This window comes from Butyrivibrio sp. NC2002 (assembly GCF_000702265.1).
Classification (GTDB): domain Bacteria; phylum Bacillota; class Clostridia; order Lachnospirales; family Lachnospiraceae; genus Butyrivibrio.
This window is the reverse complement of the sequence record NZ_KL370880.1, coordinates 874,392-896,626: the sequence shown is the minus strand read 5'-3', so window position 1 is coordinate 896,626 and position 22,235 is coordinate 874,392. Positions and strand designations below refer to the sequence as shown.

Below are 22,235 nucleotides of genomic sequence, written 5' to 3'. Positions count from 1 at the left end.
TGATAACGTTGCAACAGAGCTTCTTGATCTGTTTGGAGAAGAAGATCTCCCGCTGCCTTCTGCTATGATCCAGCGCCGAAACCAGATAAAAAAAGAGGCTTTCAAGGAATTGTTTTTTCTGTTTAATAGAACAATCCCTGTAACAAAAACTTTTCGTGGTTACAGGCTTATTGCCTGCGATGGTACTCGGCTCAATCTTCCTTACAATCCTTCTGACCACCGTACTTTGGTCAATAACATAGAAGGACGTAAAGGCTTTAATCAGGCTCACATGAATGCTCTTTACGATATCTTGAACGACTTATTCATTGATGTTGAAATTCAAGGAATGAATGAAATGGACGAAAATGGTGCTTTCTGCAGATTCCTTGATAAACATTCAAAGCTATGTAGTAAGACAATCTACATTGCCGATCGAGGATATGCCACATTCAACAACTATGCGCATGCTCTTCGTAATAACCAATTGTTTTTGTTCCGTATGAAAGAAACTGATGCATTAAATCTATGCCCTAGTCAGCCACATATAATGGATGGAGCATATGTCGATGAAGATATTTCTATTCATGTTGGCAGAAGGCGTAAAAAATCTAACCGGAAGTATGGAAACTACCATTTTGTGCGTAAAAGGCACAGATATGATTTCATTGCTCCGAACGCTGACGATATAGATATTCTCAACTTTCGAGTGCTGAAATTCCCGCTCTCTAGCGGAAAAATGGAGTATATCGCAACAAACCTTCCTTCAAATGAATTTCCATTAAAACTGATCAAAGACCTATATAACCTTAGATGGGGCGAGGAAACAGCGTTCCGTCATCTTAAGTATGCAGGAAATATGGTACATATCCACTCGATAAAACCCGACTTTTTAATACAGGAAATATATGGAAAGCTGACACTTTATAACTTCTCGTCATGTATCACTAAAGCAATGACCAAAAGAGAAACTTCGAAGACTGCTTATACATATAACTTTAACCATACGCAGATGCAGAAGTTTGTGAGACTTTTCCTTATAGAAAGAATACTCAATCTGGAAAAGCTGATGAATAAATTTTTGGTGGCAGTCCGACCGGGACGCAAATTCAAAAGAATCATGCGTCGCCAATCGGCCAAACCATTGTCATACCGATAACCAAAAACAACTAAATACCTTTCAGTAGGCAGCCTCCGCAGACTGTCTGTTTGCCTTTTTCAAAAATAGAATTTTTGACCGTAAACCCGAGAACTGGCTGTATCGTGTTTGTGATTATCATGCTTTTAATGATACACTATTCTTACTTTAATAACTATCTAAATGACATTGACCCCGTCCCCGGGTACCACCCACTTCTCTCAATATATCATCTAAGCTTAAACTGGTTGATAAGTCTGTTGAGATCTTCTGACTGCTCTGTAAGGGTAATCGATACATTACTTGATTCCTGAGCAGTCTCCGAATTGCTCTGAATAACATTGGAAATCTGGTCAATTCCTTCATTGATCTCGGACATACTCTGTGCCTGATTCTCTGCCATCTCTCCTGTCTCTTCGATCATTGCTGTGATCTCCTCAACAGAATTCTGCATATTTGTAAGAGCCTCTGTTGTTTCACCAACTACATCATTACCATTTCTAATCTCTTCCATCGTATCCTGGATGAGCTGATGAGTATTCTTGGCAGCTTCAGAACTCTGAGAAGCAAGTGCACTGATTTCCTCTGCAACAACCGCAAATCCTTTTCCGCTCTCGCCTGCTCTTGCAGCTTCTATGGAAGCATTAAGGGCAAGGAGCTGAGTCTGTTTTGCTATAGACTCGATGGTATTTGTTACCTGTTCGATCTCATTAGACGCCTCGGTGATCCTTGTCATGGCGTCTGTTACAAGATGCATCTTTCTTGCACTTGTATCCGCATCTTCGCGAACCCTGTTCGCCATCTTCATAGATTTCTCAGCTGTGGCAGCCATGTTCTTTGTCTGCTCTGTAACTGTATTAACAGATGCTGTAAGTTCCTCAACAGCAGCAGCCTGATCAGTTGCACCCTCGGCAAGTTCTGTAGCGCCTCTGCTCATTCCACTTGCACCTTCCGATACATGACTGGATGATTCTTTTACGTGAAGAAGCGTATCTGAAAGAGCACTTGTGATATCATTGAGTGCTTCACTTATTGGAGCATAATCTTCTTTATAAAGCTCGGGATGAAGAGTTCCCTGTGTGAAGTCTCCATCAGCAACATTTTTCAGTGTATCTCTTATATCAAGAATGATCTTCCCAGTTGCCGCAGTCGAATCATTCAAATCCTTGGCAAGTTCACCAAGTTCATCCTCTGACTCATAATCAATCGTAATATCAAGTATGCCTTTTGCCATATCATCTGCTGCCTTGGTGATCTCCTTAACGGGCACAAGGATTGACTTCGACAGCTTTTTCTTTACATCCAGAATATAAACAAGGAGCAGTACCACCACGATCATTGTGATCACAGACATTACTGCAGCGAGGATAATGGAATTTACATAGGCTTTTTGGGCAAGCTCCATTGAACTTGAAGAAACTGCTTTGAAGTCCTGAACCGCTACGTCTATTGAAGGATACAGTGTATCATTGAAATAATAGAAAATATCTTCAGCGGAAGATCCATCGGTAAACATGCTGCCAAGCGTTTTTCCATTAGCTTCTACAGTTTTCAAGTCCTGAGACACCGCATTTATAGCAGTAGTATCATCCACAACCTTTGACAGCGCATCCAGGTTATCATTGAAATCTGCAAATTTGCTCATTGCTTTTTCAAGCTGTTCCTGCCTTATACCCTCATCCGGAGAAGACAGCGCCCACAAAAATGCCTTGGACAAAGCCTGAACGTCAATTCTGATCTCCGCCTGAATTGTATTCATGGTGTAATACTTTTTGTATATAGTCCTGATCGATAAAATGTTGGAAACAATCGTGATAGCCAAAATGGCAACCGCCACAACAGACATTATGATAATATGTCTGAATGTAGACTCAAATTTATTCTGCACATTCATGTTGTGGATTTTCTTTTCATCTACGCTGATAATGTCTTTTATACTCATATCGTCATCTCCCTCACAAGATAAACATGTTTATGAAATCTAATATAATTGTACACACTACAATCGCTATTTTCATCACAATTATTACGTTTTTACATAAATTTAATAAATGCTTTACATGTATTATTGATAAAAAATCACGCATATGCGCATCAAAAGTGGTGATAAACCAAAAAGCAAACCACCATTTTAGTTATTTTGTAAAATGTGTTAGAATTCTATTTGTTCTAACCTGTTTAAGATTGGATCGCACTAGTACATCGTTTCTTAAATAACTAAGCCAAATTATGCAAGCGATGTGCTAACTGATCGGAGGTGCTATGTCAGATTATGTTTTAAGCTGTTGCTCTACAGCAGATCTTACAAAAGAGCAGTTTGAAAAAAGAGATATAAAAGTTGTTAGTTTTCATTTTGAATTAGATGGGAAACAGTATTTGGATGATGGCGAATATCCCATCTCAGATTTCTATAAAGCCATGGCAGACGGTGCCATGACCAAGACATCTCAGGTAAATACAGAAGAATACATGAATCACTTCAGGCCATTTCTTGAGGAAGGCAAAGATATAATCCACCTGACACTAAGCTCAGGAATATCCGGATCCATCAATTCAGCTAATATTGCTGCTGATACCTTAAGGGAAGAGTTCCCGGACAGAAAAATATACATTATCGACTCACGTGCAGCTTCCTCAGGCTACGGTCTGCTTATGCATGAAATTGCAGATAAAAGAGACGAGGGTCTTGGCATTGATGAGTTAAAAGACTATATTCTTGAAACCAGACTAAAGATTAATCACTGGTTCTTCACAACCGATCTTACTTATCTTGTGCGTGGAGGCCGTGTTTCCAAAGCCGCAGGATTCTTTGGCGGCGCACTGAAAATATGTCCGCTCCTTCATGTGGATTATGCAGGACGTCTTATCCCCAAGGCAAAGCTTAGAGGAAAATCCGCTGTTATTAAGGCCTGTGCAAAGAAAATGCTTGAATGTGCAGACGGCGGTGCATCCTACAACGGAAGATGCTATATCTCCCAGTCTGCATGCATGGAAGATGCAAACATGCTGATTGAAGAAGTTGAGAAGCTTATCCCTACCATGAAGGGAAAAATACAGATCTACGATATAGGAACAACAATCGGAAGCCACACCGGCCCCGGAACAGTAGCTCTTTTCTTCATCGGAAAAGAAAGAACCGAAAATGATTAAATAATTTTTATTACTAAAACTGCCCACATCTCGAGATGTGGGCAGTGTGCATTTATTACTTAATGTTTTTTATTTCATTACGATGTTGCAGATCTTACCGGGAACATAGATTTCCTTTATGATGTTGCCGGTAAATTTGCCTGAAATAGCTTCTTTTGCCTTAGCAAGTACTGCATCCTTGGGATCATCCTTGCCAATTGTGATTGTGGCACGAACCTTACCGTTAACCTGAACAGCAATCTCAATTGTGCTCTCAACAGTAAGGGCCTCATCATATTCAGGCCATGTCTGCTTATAAACTCTTCCTTCAAATCCAACAAGCTGCCAGAGTTCCTCAGTGATATGAGGTGCAACAGGGTTAAGCAAGATAAGAAGTGTCTTATACTCAGCCTTTGTTACGGCATTCTTTTTATAGAAATCATTTATAAGTGACATCATAGCTGCTATAGCTGTGTTGTATTTAAGGTTCTCAAAGTCTGAGCTTACCTTCTTGATTGTTCTGTGCATCTCAGCCTTAAGATCATCTGAATACTCATCTCCGTCTACTATAAGATCCTGGAGCTTCCATACTCTCTCAAGGAATCTGCGGCAGCCCTTTACACCGTCTTCAGACCATGAAGCTGCAAGATCAAATGCACCGATGAACATCTCGTAAGTACGAAGAGTATCTGCACCGTAATCCTCAACGATATCATCGGGGTTAACTACGTTACCACGGGATTTACTCATCTTCTCGCCGTTTTCACCAAGGATCATACCGTGGCTTGTACGCTTCTTATAAGGCTCTGTTGTAGGTACTACGCCCTGATCATAGAGGAACTTATGCCAGAATCTTGAGTAAAGAAGGTGAAGTGTTGTATGCTCCATACCTCCGTTGTACCAGTCTACAGGAAGCCAGTATTTAAGTGCTTCCTTGCTTGCAAGTGCGTTTTCGTTGGTAGGATCTGTATATCTGAGGTAATACCATGAAGATCCTGCCCACTGAGGCATTGTATCTGTTTCTCTCTTAGCGGGTCCTCCGCAGCAAGGACATGTTGTATTTACCCAGTCTGTCATAGCAGCAAGCGGAGACTCACCGTTGTCTGTGGGCTCGTAGCTCTCAACCTCAGGTAACAGAAGCGGAAGCTCTGACTCATCTATCGGCACATATCCGCACTTAGGACATTCAACGATCGGAATAGGCTCACCCCAATAACGCTGACGTGAGAATACCCAGTCACGAAGCTTGTAGTTAACCTTGGCATGACCAATCTTCTTCTCACCAAGGAACTCGATCATCTTTGCCTTAGCATCGCTTACAGATAAACCATTTAAGAAATCTGAATTAATAAGTACGCCTGTAGCTACATCAGTAAATGCCGCTTCATTAACGTCAACTTCCTCGCCATCCTTTGCAACAACCTGGATGATGGGAAGGTTAAATTTCTTTGCAAACTCCCAGTCTCTGTCATCATGTGCGGGAACGGCCATGATAGCACCTGTACCATAGCTCATAAGTACATAATCTGATACCCAGATCGGAATCTCTTTTCCGTTTACGGGATTTATTGCACAGAGGCCGTCAATCTGAACACCTGTCTTGTCTTTTGCTAGCTCAGCTCTCTCGAAATCAGACTTCTTGGAAGCTTCTTCGCGGTACTTCTCAATATCTGACCAGTTTGCGATCCTCTCCTTATACTTATCAAGGTAAGGATGCTCAGGTGAAACAACCATATATGTTGCACCAAACAATGTATCGCAACGTGTTGTATATACAGTAAGGACATCATCTGTATCCTTTATTGCAAAATCAACTTCCGCACCTGTACTTCTGCCAATCCAGTTCTTCTGTGAAACCTTGACTCTCTCGATATAGTCAACGTCGTCAAGACCATCAATAAGCTTATCAGCATACTCTGTGATCTTGAGCATCCACTCGCTCTTAACCTTGCGGACAACCTCAGAGCCGCATCTCTCACAAACACCATTAACAACTTCTTCATTTGCAAGACCTACTTTACATGAAGTACACCAGTTGATAGGCATTTCCTTTTTATATGCAAGACCTGCCTTAAACAGCTTTAAAAAGATCCACTGTGTCCACTTGTAGTAGCCGGGATCTGTTGTATTGATCTCTCTGTCCCAATCAAAAGAATAGCCAAGAGAATGAAGCTGTCCCTTAAACTTCTTTACATTATTTGCTGTTACGATCTTGGGATGAATATGATTCTTAATAGCAAAGTTCTCAGTCGGAAGACCGAAAGCATCCCAACCCATAGGATAAAGAACGTTATATCCCTGCATCCTGCGCTTACGTGCAACAATATCAAGCGCAGTATACGGACGGGGATGTCCTACATGAAGTCCCTGTCCTGAAGGATATGGGAACTCAACCAGAGCATAAAACTTGGGCTTTGAATAATCATTGCTTGCAGCAAATGCCTTCTCGTCGTCCCAGATTTTCTGCCATTTCTGTTCAACTTCTTTGTGATTGTATAACTCTGACATCTGATTACCTCTTTTTTATTAAAATATCTGCAAAATGCGAAAACACTACAGATTAATTCATAAAATAACCGTTCAAAATTTTACCATATAAAAAAGTCACATTCAAGCGCCCTAAAAAGGGCGACAGAGTAAACTTATTGACAGTTGGAAATAATTAGAGATACCCCTTGGGTATAGATTCATCAGATTTATTTCCTAAAGTTTACTTCCAACTATCCATTCTGTCAAAAATGGAACCTTGCGTCCGCTACGCTACCGCAAGCTCTCTCATTTAAATCGCAGCAGTTAACTGCATCCTAACTCATTCCTGCTTGTTAACTTTTTTATCAGTATATTTAGTCATGTCAAGGACTAGCCTGCGGTGCGAAGCATCTTTGACATGACTAAATATACTGATACTCTGTAATCAACGCAGGAATGAGTTATTGGGCGCTCTGGCGCCCTTTATTCAAGGCAGCGCCGTAAGGGGCTGCTTCCTTATTAAATCAGTTTTAGCTGTTCTCTTATGGATGCACTTTTTCTAGCTGTATAGCCTGGTATTGTTGCCTGTATCCTGTCTATATAGCTTCGCGCCTGACTGTAATGATCAACCATCATGTCGTGTGATGATAATTCTAGAACCTCTATATCATCTGTACCGGTTCTTCCCAGTATTCTTTCTTGCCTGCTGTATCTTACAAGATCAATTATCTTTGACCTTCCGTAATTACGCTCATAGCATCTGAGTTTGCTCATCCTGTCAGCACCTGTCTGACTCCAACCTTTAGGCCTGGAGCTAAGTCTGTCAGAAAGCACATGACTTACATGTCCCTCTGCGCTGCATCCCTTTACTACTTCTTCGTGCAGTGTTCTCATTACTGCGCTCCAGTTGCCAAGCACATATGATTCTAGGTCTGTGACTGCCTTATGATCATTTGTAGATTCTTTCATCTGGCTGATAAGCTTTTTAAAACCTCTGATATTTTTCTTGTACATGAAATGATACAGTTCGGCTTTAACTTCATCTGCACTGTCTAATAATTGCCTGGATGCTGCATTTATATACTTCACAAGGTGATACTTGTCAGCGCAATACAATGCTTTATTTATGATCTTGGCGCCGGTCTTGATCCATCCACCACCATCACCACTTATGTAGATGTGGCTTATGTCATCTGAATAGTATGAATTATCAATAAAGTCAGCCACCTTCTTCCAGAGTTTTTCTACTCCATCACTTCCCTGATACAAGCCTCCAAAGTAAAACTTGTTCACAAGCTGTTTTCTGCCCTTACAGTTAGGTAATTCCATCTTGTACTCATAGATGTATACCAGCCTGCTTATAAAGCTTCCATTAGGCTCAAGTCTGGGGTATCTCCCATGTTGTTCAGCTACGTGATCTTCATCAGCCTCAATAAATAGGTACTCGCATGATTTTTTCTCATCTGGATACTCTATAGGCATTTCTTCCGCTATACGGTGCACCTTATTCATCACGGTAGTTTTTGTTATTTTCTGCTTTGAAGGGATCACAGTAGTTGCTTCCTGATAACTGGTCTTTAACGCCTCTGTCAGTATTGCAACCTCTGCTCCTTCAGTAAATCTCTCTTTCTTTGACAATCCCATTATCTCTTCTAGAAGATAGTGATATGAACCGTCATCTACTCGCCGAAAGTTAGTGCATTCAAAATGAATATCTCCTACAGAACTTATAAGCATCCTTTCTCTTGTTCGTTGACATGTATAGTGACCTTCTCGCCATCCAGAGTCACATATAGCCTTATTCATTGAGGTGAGAATGATACCTAAAAATGACGCAGCAAATGCATCTGTAGTAGATTTAACTGATGTTTCCAGTGTGTAAAAGTCCTTAGGGTTATTCAGATACTTTTTCTCCGCATCAAAAATACCAGCCATAAGCTGTTCTAAAAGTGTTACAATGTCCATGAGAGTACTCCTTTTCTGAGTTTTTTTGTTTTGACGAACTTATTATACCCAAAAAGGTTTGTACTCTCATTTTTTATCTTAATTCAACTGACAATTTCTTTACTCCGTTAAAAAGGGCTCCATGCCGAATATTGCAGAACAAAACCGCAACTGCCGGCAAAGAGCCCCTTAAATACGATACTTATATCAGCTTTTCTTTACAAAATACTTTTTAAGATTATCTATCGGTGCGGGCTTTGCGTAATGATAACCCTGAATGTAATCAAAACCTCTTTCTAAGCTGTATTTCTTTTGAGTTTCATCTTCGACACCCTCGACAAGTGTGATAAATCCGTTCTTTTTGAACATATCTATCATAAATGTAATGATATCATCCACTCTCTTATCTTCTATAGATTTATACAAAAGGGATTTGTCGAACTTGATCGTCTGAACAGGAACGTCAAGTACTCTCTCCAGATTGGAATAGCCTGTTCCGAAATCATCCATATATAGCTGTATGCCTTCTCTGTTTAACCTGTCCATATTATGCCTTACAGCATCATAGTTTTCTGCCATCATTGTTTCAGTAAGCTCAAGTCTTATCATCTTCTGATCGATCTTATAGCTGTGGATTATGTCCATTATCTCCCTGTGAAAATGCTTATCGACAAAATCCATTGTGGAGCAGTTGATCGTAACCGCATCAAAATCGTAGTCCCTCGCAAGTTCTTCTACCGCCTTGCATACCTTATGCATCATTATGACTGTGAGCGCATGGATACAGCCTTCTTTTTCCGCAATTTTTATAAACTGATCCGGCGGGATCATCTTTCCGTCAATTTCAAGTCTCATGAGAGCTTCAGCCGACCTGAAAGAATTATTGTCAACACTGTATATAGGCTGTGCATAACACAGTATCCTTTCATCATCCGGATTCATAGTGGCTCTGATATCATTTAATGCCTGTTCGATCTTATATGTCTCATCAAACTCTCTAAAATCGGCTCCCTTGGCAAAATAGTATACATTTTCTCCATCCTTAGAATATTTTATTCTAAGATAGTGCATAAAGGACTGTGTCCATTTATTTCCAAAAGTTCCAAATCTTTTGCTGTCACCGCACACTCCCAGGAAATAATGAAGTTGTTCAACAGTATTGTCGCAGAACTTATCAAGTATATCCCTTATAAGCTCTGCATAATTTTCAGCATCGGAGCGTTCTTTCACTTCGAAGATAGCAAGAAATGTACCGTAATTCACTCTGTAAAGATATATCCTCTTTGAGAGTCTCTCTATAGCTCTGCATAGATCGGCCAGCATAACGGAAATAGCATTATAGTCATGCGTTGAACTCGAATCTATGATCTGCGGAAAATCAAAATAAGCCAGATAAAAAGTTTTCTTTGACTTAAGATTGCGCAGAAATCTGCTCTCCATAGCATTTATATTCTGCGAACCGGTTATTTCATCATAAGGATTGGAGTGAAACAAAAGATAAAATGAAAAGAGTGGTACCACATATGTGATCGCGCTGAAAATCATATGTCTTGACTGCATCTGCAATATCAGAACGATTATCACGATAGGAGCAGTGATAAACACACCTCTTTTTATAACTCTTGAAATATCACTTCTTCTGAAAAAGACAATGACCATACATACCAGGGCGCAAAGAATCCCCGCCGTACAGTAGAATCTGGTAAAATGAGTGATGTCAACACCATCGCTTCTTACATAGAAAAAGAGCTTAAGAAGAATACTTCTCACCGCACCAATGATATAGACCATTGTTATTACTATATATATTGCAGCTGTTACAGTCCTCTTTTTTATTTTCTTTTCGCTAAGAAGAACAATATAGTTAAAGATATCTATAAGAATTATCGCATAAAGAGTAAGAAAGATTGCAATAAGAGCAGTAAACACATTTCTATCATATAGTTCCTCTACGTTACCGGCTATCCTTGCTATTGCAATCTGCACTATAGTTGCTGCTACAGCAAGAATTGTTCCGGAAAAAAGGAATATGAATGCCTTTGTTTTCTTTGGTTTTGATACGATCATAAAAACCAGAAGAAGGACAGATAGCCCCAGACCTGCGTATTCTCCGAACAAATCATATTTAAAAGCATGACGCATATTGGAAAAGAACATAGTAACCCCTCTCAGTTAAACACTATTCTAGAATCATCCTATCACACATGTATCAAAACCAATTAAAGAAACCCTTAAAAAACCATAAAAAAGCACTATCCCACCAAAATGAGATAGCGCTTTGTTCTTTATAGATTATTATCAGTCTTCGGTATTGTTTTCCTTTACCTTTTCTGCTCTTGCAGCAACTTCCTTCTGCTGGATATCGCCTGGTGCCTGCTCATATCTTGCAAAGCTGTATTCATAATCGCCTGCACCGCCGGTCATTGAACGAAGCGTTGTGCAATATCCATAAAGTTCCATCATCGGAACATCAGCCTCAATGATCTGCTTTCCGTTTCCGGTAGGATTCATTCCAAGTACGCGACCACGTCTCTTATTGAGGTCACCCATTACATCACCTGTAAATGAATCAGGCACTGTAACCTTAAGAGATGCTATAGGCTCTAAAAGAACGGGTGTAGCCTCAAGGAATCCTTTCTTGAAAGCTCCGCTTGCAGCAACTTTGAATGCCATTTCGGATGAATCAACCGGATGATATGATCCATCATATAAAACAGCTTTAACACCAACTACGGGATATGCAGCAAGAGGTCCTCTCTGGCAGCACTCTGCGATTCCTTTTTCTACAGCAGGGAAGTAATTCTTGGGAACAGCTCCGCCTACAACTTCCTGCTCAAATACATAAGGCTTAGAATCGTCATAAGAAGGTTCAAAACGCATCTTTACGTGACCATACTGACCATGTCCGCCTGTCTGCTTCTTGTACTTGTATTCAACATCGGAGTTCTTTCTGATTGTCTCTCTGAAAGCTACCTTCGGCTTGTCAAGTTCGATACCAACCTTGTACTCATTAAGGAGCTTACTTACTGCAATCTCAAGATGCATATCGCCCATACCATAGATGAGTGTCTGATGGTTTTCAGCATCATTTACAACTTTAAGTGTAGCATCCTCTGCAGAAAGCTTAGCAAGTGACTGAGCAATCTTATCGATATCAGCCTTATTCTTTGCCTTGTATCTCATGTAGGTATAAGGCTGTGAAATATCCATCTTTGCATACTGTACAGGATTTGCCTTGGTTGAAAGAGTATCGCCTGTACTGATATCGAGTTTCTGAAGAGCACCGAAATCACCTGCATGAAGCTCGGGAACTTCGATAGTCTTGTTGCCCTGCATTACATAGATCTTACCGATCTTAAGCTCTGAATCCTTATTGGAATCATACATGAGATCATCTGTCTTAAGGACACCTGAGCGAACCTTGATCATTGAATATTTACCAATGAAAGGATCCATCATTGTCTTAAATACAAAAGCTGTCTTTGGCTTTGAGAAGTCGAAGTTTGCTTCGAATATCTCATTTGTCTTCATATTGATACCTGCCATCTTCCTGTTTTCAGGAGAAGGCATGTATTTAACAATATCATCAAGAAGTGTGTAAACACCCTGAGCAAGGATACTTGATCCCATCTCGATAGGAACGATCGAGCCTTCGCACACGTTGTTTCTAAGAGCAGCTCTTATCTCCTGTTCTGAGAATGTATCGCCACTGAAGTATCTGTCCATGAACTCTTCACTGGTCTCAGCTACAGCTTCCATAAGAGTGTCACGATACTGCTTTAAGTACTCAACGTTATACTCAGGAACTTCACACTCGATAGCATCCTTACCTTCCCAGCGGAAGCCCTTTTCCTGGATAACATTAACGTAGCCTACAAACTTCTCATTTTCACGTGTAGGAAGGTTGAAAGGTGCGATCTTCTTGCCATATTTGTCAACGAGATCCTGTACAACCTGTCTGTAAGAAGCATCATCGATATCCATATCGGATACAAAGATCATTCTCGGAATATTATATTTTTCGCACAGTTCCCATGCTCTGTCTGTACCTACTTCAACACCTGCCTTACCTGATACAACGATAATAGCTGCATCGGCAACGCTTATTGCTTCCTCTACTTCTCCGACGAAATCGAAGAATCCGGGAGCATCAAGAACATTGATCTTGTGATCATCCCACTCAAGCGCGATATTTGTCGTACTGATTGAAAACTGTCTCTTCTGCTCTTCCTTATCGAAATCACTTACGGTATTTCCGTCAGCCACTTTTCCCATTCTGGATGTAATTCCGGAAAGATATGCCATTGCCTCTGCAAGAGATGTCTTTCCTGCTCCTCCATGACCCAGAAGTACCACGTTACGAATTTTGTCAGTTGTGTAAACCTTCATTATGTCATCCTCCAGTAATTAAATTTTTGGGTAAATATACATGAGACATGTTTAGAATTCCCCCAAACCCTATGACAATATTCTACTAAAATTGTGCATACAATACAAGTAATTCAGTTAAATTTGCACAATCGATACAACAAATTTGATGTTTTATGTTAAAAGTACTTATATCGCATTGTCTTTCACACTTTAACGTGGTATAGTAGCTATGATCAGGTAAATATTGACATGTTTTAATAATTACCAAATCAATACAAAAAACAAACAAGGACATAAAAATTATGGACACAAAAAATCTGGTTTGCGGATTCATCGGACTGGGACTCATCGGAGGCTCAATGGCCCGCGCCATTAAAGAAAAAGCGCCTGAAATATACATAAAATCGTATACACCTCACCCCGAAACATCTCTCAAAGCAAAGGAAGATGGTGTCGTAAATGAGGCTGTAGATAAGATAGATGATAGATTTTCAGATTGCGACTACATCTTTTTATGCGCACCAATTGAACGCAATAACGATAACCTTATTGCACTAAAACCATATCTTAATAAGAAGACAACACTTACTGATATCGGTTCCGTTAAAACAAGTATTCACGAACATGTAAAAGAGTTGGGACTTGAAGATCAGTTCATCGGCGGTCATCCAATGGCCGGCACAGAGAGGATCGGTTATATCAATTCAAAGGCATCGATACTTGAAAATGCCTACTATATATTAACCAAGACAGATAGCACCTCCGCAGACAGGCTTGAAAACTACAGACAGCTTGTGGAGCTTATGGGCGCAACGCCTTTGATAGTCCCCTACTCAAGGCATGACTATATCACCGCCGCAATAAGCCACGTTCCGCATGTTATAAGCGGATGCCTCGTCAATCTGGTTCATGACAGTGATGAAAGTGACGGTCTAATGAAAACTATTGCAGCAGGTGGATTCAAGGATATAACAAGAATATCCTCATCTTCTCCTGACATGCTTCAGCAGATCTGCCTTACGAATCATAAAAATATTTCAACACTTCTGGAAAAATACATAGATTATCTTTGCAGAATGAAAGAAGTAATAGATAATACAGATGGTGAAGCTCTCATGGATTTCTTTTCAAATGCAAGATCCTACAGAGACTCATTTAATGACGTAAGAAGCGGCCCGATACAAAAGACCTATATCATCCGCGTGGACATTGCGGACGAACCCGGCAACATTGCATCAGTTGCTACTCTTTTATCTGTCAATGGAATCAATATCAAGAATATCGGTATCGTTCATAACAGGGAATATGAACATGGTACATTAAGTATAGAGTTCCACGATGGAAAAGCCATGGAAAAAGCACTTACACTACTGGAAAATCACGGCTATCCGTCCGTAGACTAAAAAACATTTGGGAAAATAGTAAAGAAAGAGGGAAACGCATCTATGATCAAACTTGAAAAACCAACTAAGCCCCTGAGCGGTCACGTTTTTGTCCCCGGTGATAAATCAATCTCTCACAGAAGTATTATGTTCGGAGCATTATCCGAAGGAACAACTGAGATAACCGGCTTTTTAAAGGGTGCTGACTGCTTATCAACAATCGAATGCTTCAAACAGCTTGGGATCCTTATCGAGCACACGCAAAGGCCCCTTAATGGTGTTCCTACTATTACTGTGCATGGAAAAGGCATCCATGGTCTTAGCGCACCTTCATCAACGCTCTACACCGGAAACAGCGGAACAACAACAAGACTCCTTGCAGGAATTCTTGCAGCACAGCCTTTTGATTCCATGCTCGCAGGAGATGAATCCATATCAAAGCGTCCCATGAAGAGAATAATGAAGCCATTGAAACAAATGGGTGCTGATATTGTATCCGTAGGCGGCAACGACTGTACTCCGCTATTTATAAAGGGCGGAAAAAAACTTATGGGAATATCCTATCACAGTCCGGTTGCATCAGCTCAGGTAAAATCCTGCATCCTGCTTGCAGGCCTCTATTCGGACAGTGATACCGTTGTATACGAACCTGCTCTTTCAAGAAACCATACAGAGATCATGCTAAGAGCATTTGGCGCAGATGTTCACAATGAAGTGGATGTAAGGGGAAGCGCCGCTGCTATTCTTCATCCCGGCATGCCTCTTCGCGGGACAAAAATAAATGTTCCGGGAGATATCTCATCTGCCGCTTACTTTATTGCTGCAGCCCTTATGGTTCCGGGTTCTGACATCGTAATCCACAACGTCGGCATAAACAAAACCCGCGCAGGAATATTAAGCGTACTCACACAGATGGGGGCTGATATCGAACTTGAAAACGTAAATGAATCAATTGAACCAAGAGCAGATCTTCATGTCAGATATTCAGAGCTTCACGGTAATGAAAACGGCAGATTTGAAGTATCAGGGAAAGTCATTCCCACAATGATCGATGAGATACCGATACTTGCTGTAGTCGCTTCAACCGCCAACTGCACTACCATAATCAAAGATGCTCAGGAGCTTAAAGTAAAAGAATCCAACAGAATAGCTGCTATCTGCAATAATCTAAAAGCCATGGGTGTTGACGTTGAGCCTACAGAAGACGGCATGATAATAAACGGAGGCAAAGGACTTGTCGGTGCTGATATCGAATGTGAAAAGGATCACCGCATTGCAATGAGCTTTGCCATAGCTGCTCTTGCAGCGGAAGGCGAGACAAGGATCCTTGATGATAAGTGCGTAGGAATCTCCTATCCCACTTTCTTCAAAGATCTGCATTCACTAATATACTAAAATTTCGAGGTTATAAAAAAGCGACGTCACAGAACTATTTGTGACGTCGCGTTTATTAGCTTAATCTCTTTTAAATATATCTCTTGTATAAACTTTTTCGGCCACATCGTCAAGCGCGGAATCATATCTGTTGGCAATTATGGCGCCGCTCATTTTCTTGAACTCATTAAGGTCATTCACCACTTTACTTCCAAAGAAAGTAGTTCCATCCTCAAGTGTGGGCTCATAAATAATTACTGTCGCTCCCTTGGCCTTTACTCTCTTCATAACTCCCTGAATACTGCTCTGGCGGAAGTTATCGGAGTTGCTCTTCATAGTAAGCCTGTAAACACCTATTATAACTTCATGTTCTTTCTTTGCATCATAAGCATCGCTATTGCCGTATGCTCCTGCAATATCCAGTACTCTGTCAGCGATGAAGTCTTTTCTTGTTCTGTTTGATTCTACAATTGCTTCTATAAGATTCTCCGGAACGTCAGAGTAATTGGCAAGAAGCTGCTTGGTATCCTTGGGCAGGCAGTAACCGCCGTATCCAAATGAAGGATTGTTGTAGAAATCACCGATTCTTGGATCGAGGCATACGCCTTTTATTATATGGTCTGAATCAAGACCTTTCATCTCAGCATAAGTATCAAGCTCATTGAAGTATGAAACTCTGAGTGCAAGATAAGTATTTGCAAACAGTTTTACTGCTTCAGCCTCTGTAAAGCCCATATAGAGAACATCGATATTTTCTTTGATAGCGCCTTCTTCAAGGAGTCTTGCAAAAGTATGAGCAGCATCACTAAGGTTCTTATCGTTCTCATCTGTGCCAACGATTATGCGGCTTGGATACAAATTATCATAGAGAGCTTTTGATTCCCTCAAAAATTCAGGACTAAAGAGAATCTTATCAGAGCCTGTCTTTTTCCTTATTTTCTCTGTGTATCCTACAGGAATGGTACTCTTTATAACCATGTAGGCATCGGGATTAACCTTCATTACAAGATCAATAACAGCTTCAACAGCACTTGTGTCAAAATAGTTCTTCTTGCTGTCATAATTGGTCGGAGCTGCAATTATTACAAAATCAGCATCCTTATAAGCACTTTCACCATCGAGAGTTGCTTTAAGATTCAGTTCCTTCTCTACTAAATATTTCTCGATATATTCATCCTGTATAGGTGATTTTCTGCTGTTAAGCATATCAACCTTTTCAGGAATAACATCCACAACTCTTACTTCATGACTCTGTGAAAGAAGTGTAGCAATTGAAAGGCCTACGTATCCTGCGCCTGCCACAGTTATCTTTAAGTCGTTAAAATCACGCATTACAATATTCTTCCTTTTATACTCTGTCTCCTGAAAGCGTCTCCTGAACAGTCTCATAGACAGCTATTCTTTGTCTGTCATATTCAGGCATTCCGATAAAGATAGCACCATAAGAATATGAATCATCCAGCATAGTTCCCCTGACTATCTTTATGAATACATGTATGACTTCTTTAGTCCAGATGGTCAGATTAGCCTCGTAATTATCGCCCATAATGAGCTGCTGATCTGACTGAAATCCCATTCCGCCTCTGGAACAGTCAACAATTGAAATCGGAATCGGAGTCACTTCATCCTCTGAAGCTATAGGCTTCATCAAAAGTTCACCTTCAAGATCAAGTCTTCTGTACTTTCTTCTCTCTTCCATAAATCCCCTCTCGAAAAAACTTATGTATTTATGCTGTCTTCATGGCGAAACACGAGCACAGGTTTATATATTAAATATAGCTTATATCTCATCATCAGTAAAGAAACAAGCATCTCCAAAAGAGAAAAATCTATACTTTTCTTTTATTGCTTCCTTATATGCATTTAGCACATTATCTCTTCCTGCAAGCGCGGAAACGAGCATTACAAGAGTAGATTCGGGAAGATGGAAATTGGTTATAAGGCAGTCCATAAGCTTAAACTTATATCCCGGATAAATGAAAATAGAAGTATCACCGCTTGAAGCTTCGATAGTTCCATCCTCACCGGCCGCACTTTCTATAGTTCTGCAGCTTGTTGTTCCTACACATATAACCCTGTGGCCATTCTTTTTGGCACGGTTTATCTTCTCTGCAGCTTCATCCGTAACCTGATACCATTCAGTGTGCATGTGATGTTCAAGCACATTGTCCACCTTTACAGGTCTGAAGGTTCCAAGTCCAACATGAAGAGTTACATAGGCAAGGTCTACACCTTTATCTTCTATTCTCCTTAGAAGATCATTTGTGAAATGAAGTCCTGCGGTTGGAGCAGCTGCTGATCCGTCATATTTTGCATAAACTGTCTGGTACATGTTTTTGTCCTGAAGCTTATGTGTAATATACGGAGGAAGCGGCATTTCACCAAGCCTGTCAAGAACCTCCTCCCATATTCCGTCGTAGTAGAATTTCACAAGTCTGTTTCCGTCTTCTACCACATCGAGTATTTCCGCCTTAAGAATTCCGCCACCAAATGATGCCCTGGCACCGGGTCTTAGCTTTTTACCGGGTTTAACAAGTGTCTCCCAGACATCTGCTTCCCTTCTTTTAAGGAGCAGTATCTCTACTGCTGCTTTTGTATCCTCTTTTTCTCCGAGGAGTCTTGCCGGAATGACCCTTGTGTTATTAAGCACAAGGCAGTCTCCGGGCTTCAAATAATCTATTATTTCGCTGAAAATCTGATGCTTTATCTTACCGGTATTTTTATTTACAGTAAGCAGTCTGCACTCATCTCTTTTCTCCATCGGATCCTGCGCAATAAGCTCCTGTGGAAGATCAAAATAATAGTCACTTGTTCTAAGACCGAGATTAGGGTCTTTTTCGATATTTTCTGTGTTACTCAATTTTTACTCCTAAATAATATGCAAAGCTTTTTTCCTACAAATTACATGTTTGTAAGACTGGCTTTATTAAGGAATGACTTATATCCTCTTAATGCTTCGTAAATATCAGCCTTTGATGTTGCTTCCCACGGTGCATGCATGTTAAGAACTGCAACGCCTGAATCAATAACATTCATTCCGTAGAGTGCAAGAATGTAAGCGATAGTTCCGCCGCCACCTACGTCTACCTTACCAAGCTCTGCTGTCTGGAAATCAACATCATCCTCTTCGAAAATGCTTCTGATATGTGCGATAAACTCAGCATTTGCATCATTTGAGCCTGACTTTCCGCGGCTTCCTGTGAACTTGTTAAATACAGGTCCGCATCCAAGATATGCTGCGTTCTTTTTCTCAAACTGTCCTGCATACATAGGATCGAATGCAGCACTTACATCACTTGAGAGCATGCATGAATTTGCAAGGCATCTTCTGAGCGCAAGGTCAGAATACTCACCGCAGAGGTTCATAAGCTCTGCAACAGCGTTTTCAAAGAATCTGCTCTGCATACCGGTTGCACCAACGCTGCCGATTTCTTCTTTATCTACAAGGATGCAGCATCCTGTTCTCTTAAGGTTCTTAACTTCAAGGAGTGCTCTCATTGAAGGATATGCACATACTCTGTCGTCCTGTCCGTAGCCAAGGATCATTGAACGGTCAAAACCTGCATCTCTTGCTTTTCCTGCAGGAACGATCTCAAGCTCAGCTGAAAGGAAGTCTTCCTCTTCGATTCCGTAAAGGTCATTCAAGATACCGAGAACGCCACGCTTTACAGCACCGGAAATCTGACCGCTTTCCTCTTTCTCTTCTTTTTCATAATTTACTGCATACTGCTGACCTTCTGTGAGCTTAGTATTCTTCTTGTCAGCCTTTTTCTTTTCATCGCTCTCGATCACGAAAGGTCTTGAACCAACTACAAGATCAAGAGCTTCACCTTCAACAACTGTAGCTGCCTTCTTGCTCATGAGGTCACCTGAAAGGTGAATAAGAAGATCACTTACAAAGAATACCGGATCATCCTCATCCTCTCCCACGTTTAGCTGAACTGTTGTGCCGTCCTTTTTCACAACAACACCGTGAAGTGAAAGGGGAATTGCAACATATAAATATTTCTTTATTCCTCCATAATAATGGGTATCAAGATATGCAATACTTGTATCTTCGTACAAAGGGTTCTGCTTTACATCCATTCTGGGTGAATCGATGTGAGCACCGAGAATGTTCATGCCATTTTCAAGGGGTTCCGAACCAATCTGGAACATGGCGATAGATTTATTCATCCATACACTATAAACCTTGTCGCCCTTTTTGAGCTTGGTCTTACCATTAAGAAGTGTGTTAAGTTCGCGATAGCCTGCAGCCTCGATCTCGTTTACGATGCAGTCGATTGCTTCTCTCTCTGTCTTGGCATTATCAAGGAAGCTCTTGTAATCATCAGCAAAAGCCTCCACTTCCTTGAGCTGTTTGGCATTATATTTTGTCCATACGTTTTTTCTTTTCATAATGTGTTCCTTTCTATATCTTCCTATGTATCTTTTATAGGTACATTTACATTAAGCCATTCTTATATATGATAAATTAAATCCTCATCAGTTTCAATAAAAACGAAAACACCCTGCCGCCAAATTATCAGCAGCAGGGTGCATACATATTCTATCGCCCCATTTTCTCATGTAAGAACATTTTTAGTTTGCAACCGTATCAAGATCCCATTTCTCGTAAATCTTAGGTACGTCACTTATAAGGCGCTTTGTGTAGTCAGCCTTGGGATTGATGATAACATCCTCAGCTGTGCCGGACTCCACAAATTTGCCATGTTCCATAATATATACCTTATCGGAAATGTAATATGCAAGTCCAATATCATGAGTGATGAAGATAATCGTCATGTTTATCTCATCTCTAAGCTTTAAGAGCATATCAAGGATCGTCGCACGTGAGCATGCATCGATCATGGATGTAGGCTCATCGGCCATAAGGATCTTCGGCTTTAAGAGGAAGATTCTTGCGATCATAAGTCTCTGCATCTGTCCGCCTGAAAGCTCAAAAGGATACTTGTTTGTAAGCTCTGCATACTTAAGGTTAACGAAGCTGCAGGCCTCAGTTTTCATCTGAATCTTCTGCTCTTCGGGAAGGTGCTTGAACCCTCTCATGTTGAGGCAGTCATCAAGTACTGCATCAATCTTATAGAACATATTATAGGAAGAAAAAGGATCCTGGAAAATAGGCTGGATATTCTTCCAATACTCTTTTTTCTTTGATGCGGAACTGATATCTCTTGGTTTACCCTGATACTCAATCTCGCCTTCGGTTACACTGATAAGTCCAAGAAGCATCTTGGAAAGAGTAGTCTTACCACTTCCCGACTCACCAACAATTGATATGATTTCGCCTTCATTAAAGTCAAAATCAACATGGTCAACTGCTACTGTCTGGACCTTACCTACACCAAATACCTTGGTAATACCTCTTCCGGAGAGGCAGGGCTTTGGAGCAGCTTTCTTTGCATCAGTCGAATTCTGTTTCTGGCTCTGGTTTGTTGTCGCCTCCATTAGCATATACCTCCCTTAATTTTCTTACTGACATCAGGCAGCGATAGCATCTGCCGTTTTCAAATTCCTTTTCATCCGGTGCCATTGCTGTACATGTAGGAACAGCATAGGGGCATCTGGGTGCAAATCTGCAGCCCTTTGGCGGATTCTTAAGGTTAGGCGGTGTTCCCTTAAGAGCTGTGAGTGCATGTGACTTCATGCCCTCTTCGGGAACTATGATTGATCCCATAAGACCTTTTGCGTAAGGATGAACCGGATCAAATACCATCTCTTTTGCAGTTCCAAGTTCTACAAACTGACCTGCATACATAACTGCTATATCGTCTGTTACATTATATAGAAGAGGAAGCTCGTGAGTTATGAAAATCATGGACTTAATGTAGCCCTTTTCCATAAGTTCTCTCATCATTCTGATAACCATCTTCTGGGATGTAACGTCAAGTGCTGATGAAGGCTCATCTGCAATAAGTACCTTGGGTGAAAGAATAGTTGATATAGCAATAACGGTACGCTGTTTCATACCACCTGAGAGTTCAACCGCATGTTTCTCCAAAACTTCCTCAGGAAGTCCAAGCTCTGCGAAACGCTCTCTTGCCATATCATAGATATCTTTCTTAGTCATCTTAATGCCGTGAGCATGAATAACATCCTCGATGAATCTGATAATCTTCTGTGTAGGGTTCAGCGCATTCATGGCAGCCTGAGGGATGTAAGCTATTTCGTTACCGAGTATTTTTCTTCTTACATCATCCGGCTTCATATTAGAAATTGTCTGACCATCTACAATGATATCTCCACTTATATAATGGAGCGGTGCAAAATAGTATCCCATAAGTGAAAGTGCAAGTGTTGATTTACCGCATCCGGATTCTCCGGCAATACCCAGTGATTTTCCTTCCTCTACCTTGAGAGAAACACCATCAACCGCATACACGTCCTCATGGAATCTGGTTATATATTTTGTTTTGAGGTCTTTTACCTCAAGCATTACTTTTCCCATA

15 protein-coding genes are annotated in these 22,235 nt (G+C 40.7%); 4 read left to right on the top strand and 11 right to left on the bottom strand.

Annotation, left to right across the window (positions count from 1 at the left end; translation table 11 throughout):
* The coding region (locus T543_RS10815) for an IS4 family transposase (RefSeq protein ID WP_035766978.1) at positions 1–1,138 on the top strand (1,138 nt) is incomplete at its 5' end.
* Positions 1,139–1,346: 208 nt separating this feature from the next.
* Here the strand turns inward: T543_RS10815 and T543_RS10810 are convergent.
* A complete protein-coding gene (locus tag T543_RS10810; RefSeq protein ID WP_035768209.1) occupies positions 1,347–3,059 on the bottom strand; it encodes a methyl-accepting chemotaxis protein in 1,713 nt (570 codons plus the stop codon).
* 320 nt (positions 3,060–3,379) lie between these two features.
* Here T543_RS10810 and T543_RS10805 point away from each other — a divergent pair, with 320 nt between their 5' ends.
* On the top strand, positions 3,380–4,267 hold the full coding sequence (locus T543_RS10805; protein ID WP_035768207.1) for a DegV family protein: 888 nt from the start codon (positions 3,380–3,382) through the stop codon (positions 4,265–4,267).
* 69 nt (positions 4,268–4,336) lie between these two features.
* Here T543_RS10805 and leuS read toward each other — a convergent pair whose 3' ends face one another.
* The 4 genes from leuS to T543_RS10785 form a co-directional block, all read right to left on the bottom strand.
* On the bottom strand, positions 4,337–6,754 hold the full coding sequence (gene leuS / locus T543_RS10800) for a leucine--tRNA ligase (RefSeq protein ID WP_035768206.1): 2,418 nt from the start codon (positions 6,752–6,754) through the stop codon (positions 4,337–4,339).
* A gap of 480 nt (positions 6,755–7,234) precedes the next feature.
* Positions 7,235–8,680 (bottom strand): ISLre2 family transposase, encoded by a 1,446-nt coding sequence (locus tag T543_RS10795; protein WP_035768204.1) that lies wholly within the window; start codon positions 8,678–8,680, stop codon positions 7,235–7,237.
* Between the two features lie 186 nt (positions 8,681–8,866).
* A complete protein-coding gene (locus T543_RS10790; protein ID WP_035768202.1) occupies positions 8,867–10,816 on the bottom strand; it encodes an EAL domain-containing protein in 1,950 nt (649 codons plus the stop codon).
* A 141-nt stretch (positions 10,817–10,957) separates the two neighbouring features.
* Positions 10,958–13,048, bottom strand: a complete 2,091-nt coding sequence (locus tag T543_RS10785) for an elongation factor G (RefSeq protein ID WP_035768201.1) — start codon at positions 13,046–13,048, stop codon at positions 10,958–10,960.
* A gap of 239 nt (positions 13,049–13,287) precedes the next feature.
* On the opposite strand from T543_RS10785, the gene T543_RS10780 reads away from it, so the two are divergent.
* A complete protein-coding gene (locus T543_RS10780; protein ID WP_330369991.1) occupies positions 13,288–14,433 on the top strand; it encodes a prephenate dehydrogenase/arogenate dehydrogenase family protein in 1,146 nt (381 codons plus the stop codon).
* Between the two features lie 42 nt (positions 14,434–14,475).
* Entirely contained in the window at positions 14,476–15,807 is a 1,332-nt protein-coding gene (gene aroA, locus T543_RS10775; protein ID WP_051638707.1) for a 3-phosphoshikimate 1-carboxyvinyltransferase, read from the top strand.
* Positions 15,808–15,867: 60 nt separating this feature from the next.
* On the opposite strand, the gene T543_RS10770 is transcribed toward aroA, so the two are convergent.
* From T543_RS10770 to T543_RS10745, 6 genes are all read right to left on the bottom strand, one after another.
* Positions 15,868–17,118 carry a nucleotide sugar dehydrogenase gene (locus T543_RS10770; RefSeq protein WP_035768198.1) on the bottom strand — a complete coding sequence of 417 codons (1,251 nt, stop codon included), beginning with the start codon at positions 17,116–17,118 and terminating at the stop codon, positions 15,868–15,870.
* 16 nt (positions 17,119–17,134) lie between these two features.
* Positions 17,135–17,485 carry a PilZ domain-containing protein gene (locus tag T543_RS10765; RefSeq protein WP_035768197.1) on the bottom strand — a complete coding sequence of 117 codons (351 nt, stop codon included), beginning with the start codon at positions 17,483–17,485 and terminating at the stop codon, positions 17,135–17,137.
* Positions 17,486–17,566: 81 nt separating this feature from the next.
* Entirely contained in the window at positions 17,567–18,646 is a 1,080-nt protein-coding gene (gene queA / locus T543_RS10760; RefSeq protein ID WP_304412758.1) for a tRNA preQ1(34) S-adenosylmethionine ribosyltransferase-isomerase QueA, read from the bottom strand.
* A gap of 41 nt (positions 18,647–18,687) precedes the next feature.
* The gene (locus tag T543_RS10755; RefSeq protein ID WP_035768195.1) at positions 18,688–20,184 is read right to left on the bottom strand and encodes an aminopeptidase; all 1,497 of its coding nucleotides are present in this window, start codon (positions 20,182–20,184) and stop codon (positions 18,688–18,690) included.
* 183 nt (positions 20,185–20,367) lie between these two features.
* Positions 20,368–21,234 carry an ABC transporter ATP-binding protein gene (locus tag T543_RS10750; RefSeq protein WP_081830026.1) on the bottom strand — a complete coding sequence of 289 codons (867 nt, stop codon included), beginning with the start codon at positions 21,232–21,234 and terminating at the stop codon, positions 20,368–20,370.
* Positions 21,191–22,234, bottom strand: a complete 1,044-nt coding sequence (locus T543_RS10745; RefSeq protein WP_035768194.1) for an ABC transporter ATP-binding protein — start codon at positions 22,232–22,234, stop codon at positions 21,191–21,193. The genes T543_RS10750 and T543_RS10745 overlap by 44 nt, the downstream gene beginning before the upstream one ends.
* Position 22,235: the final 1 nt, after the last annotated feature.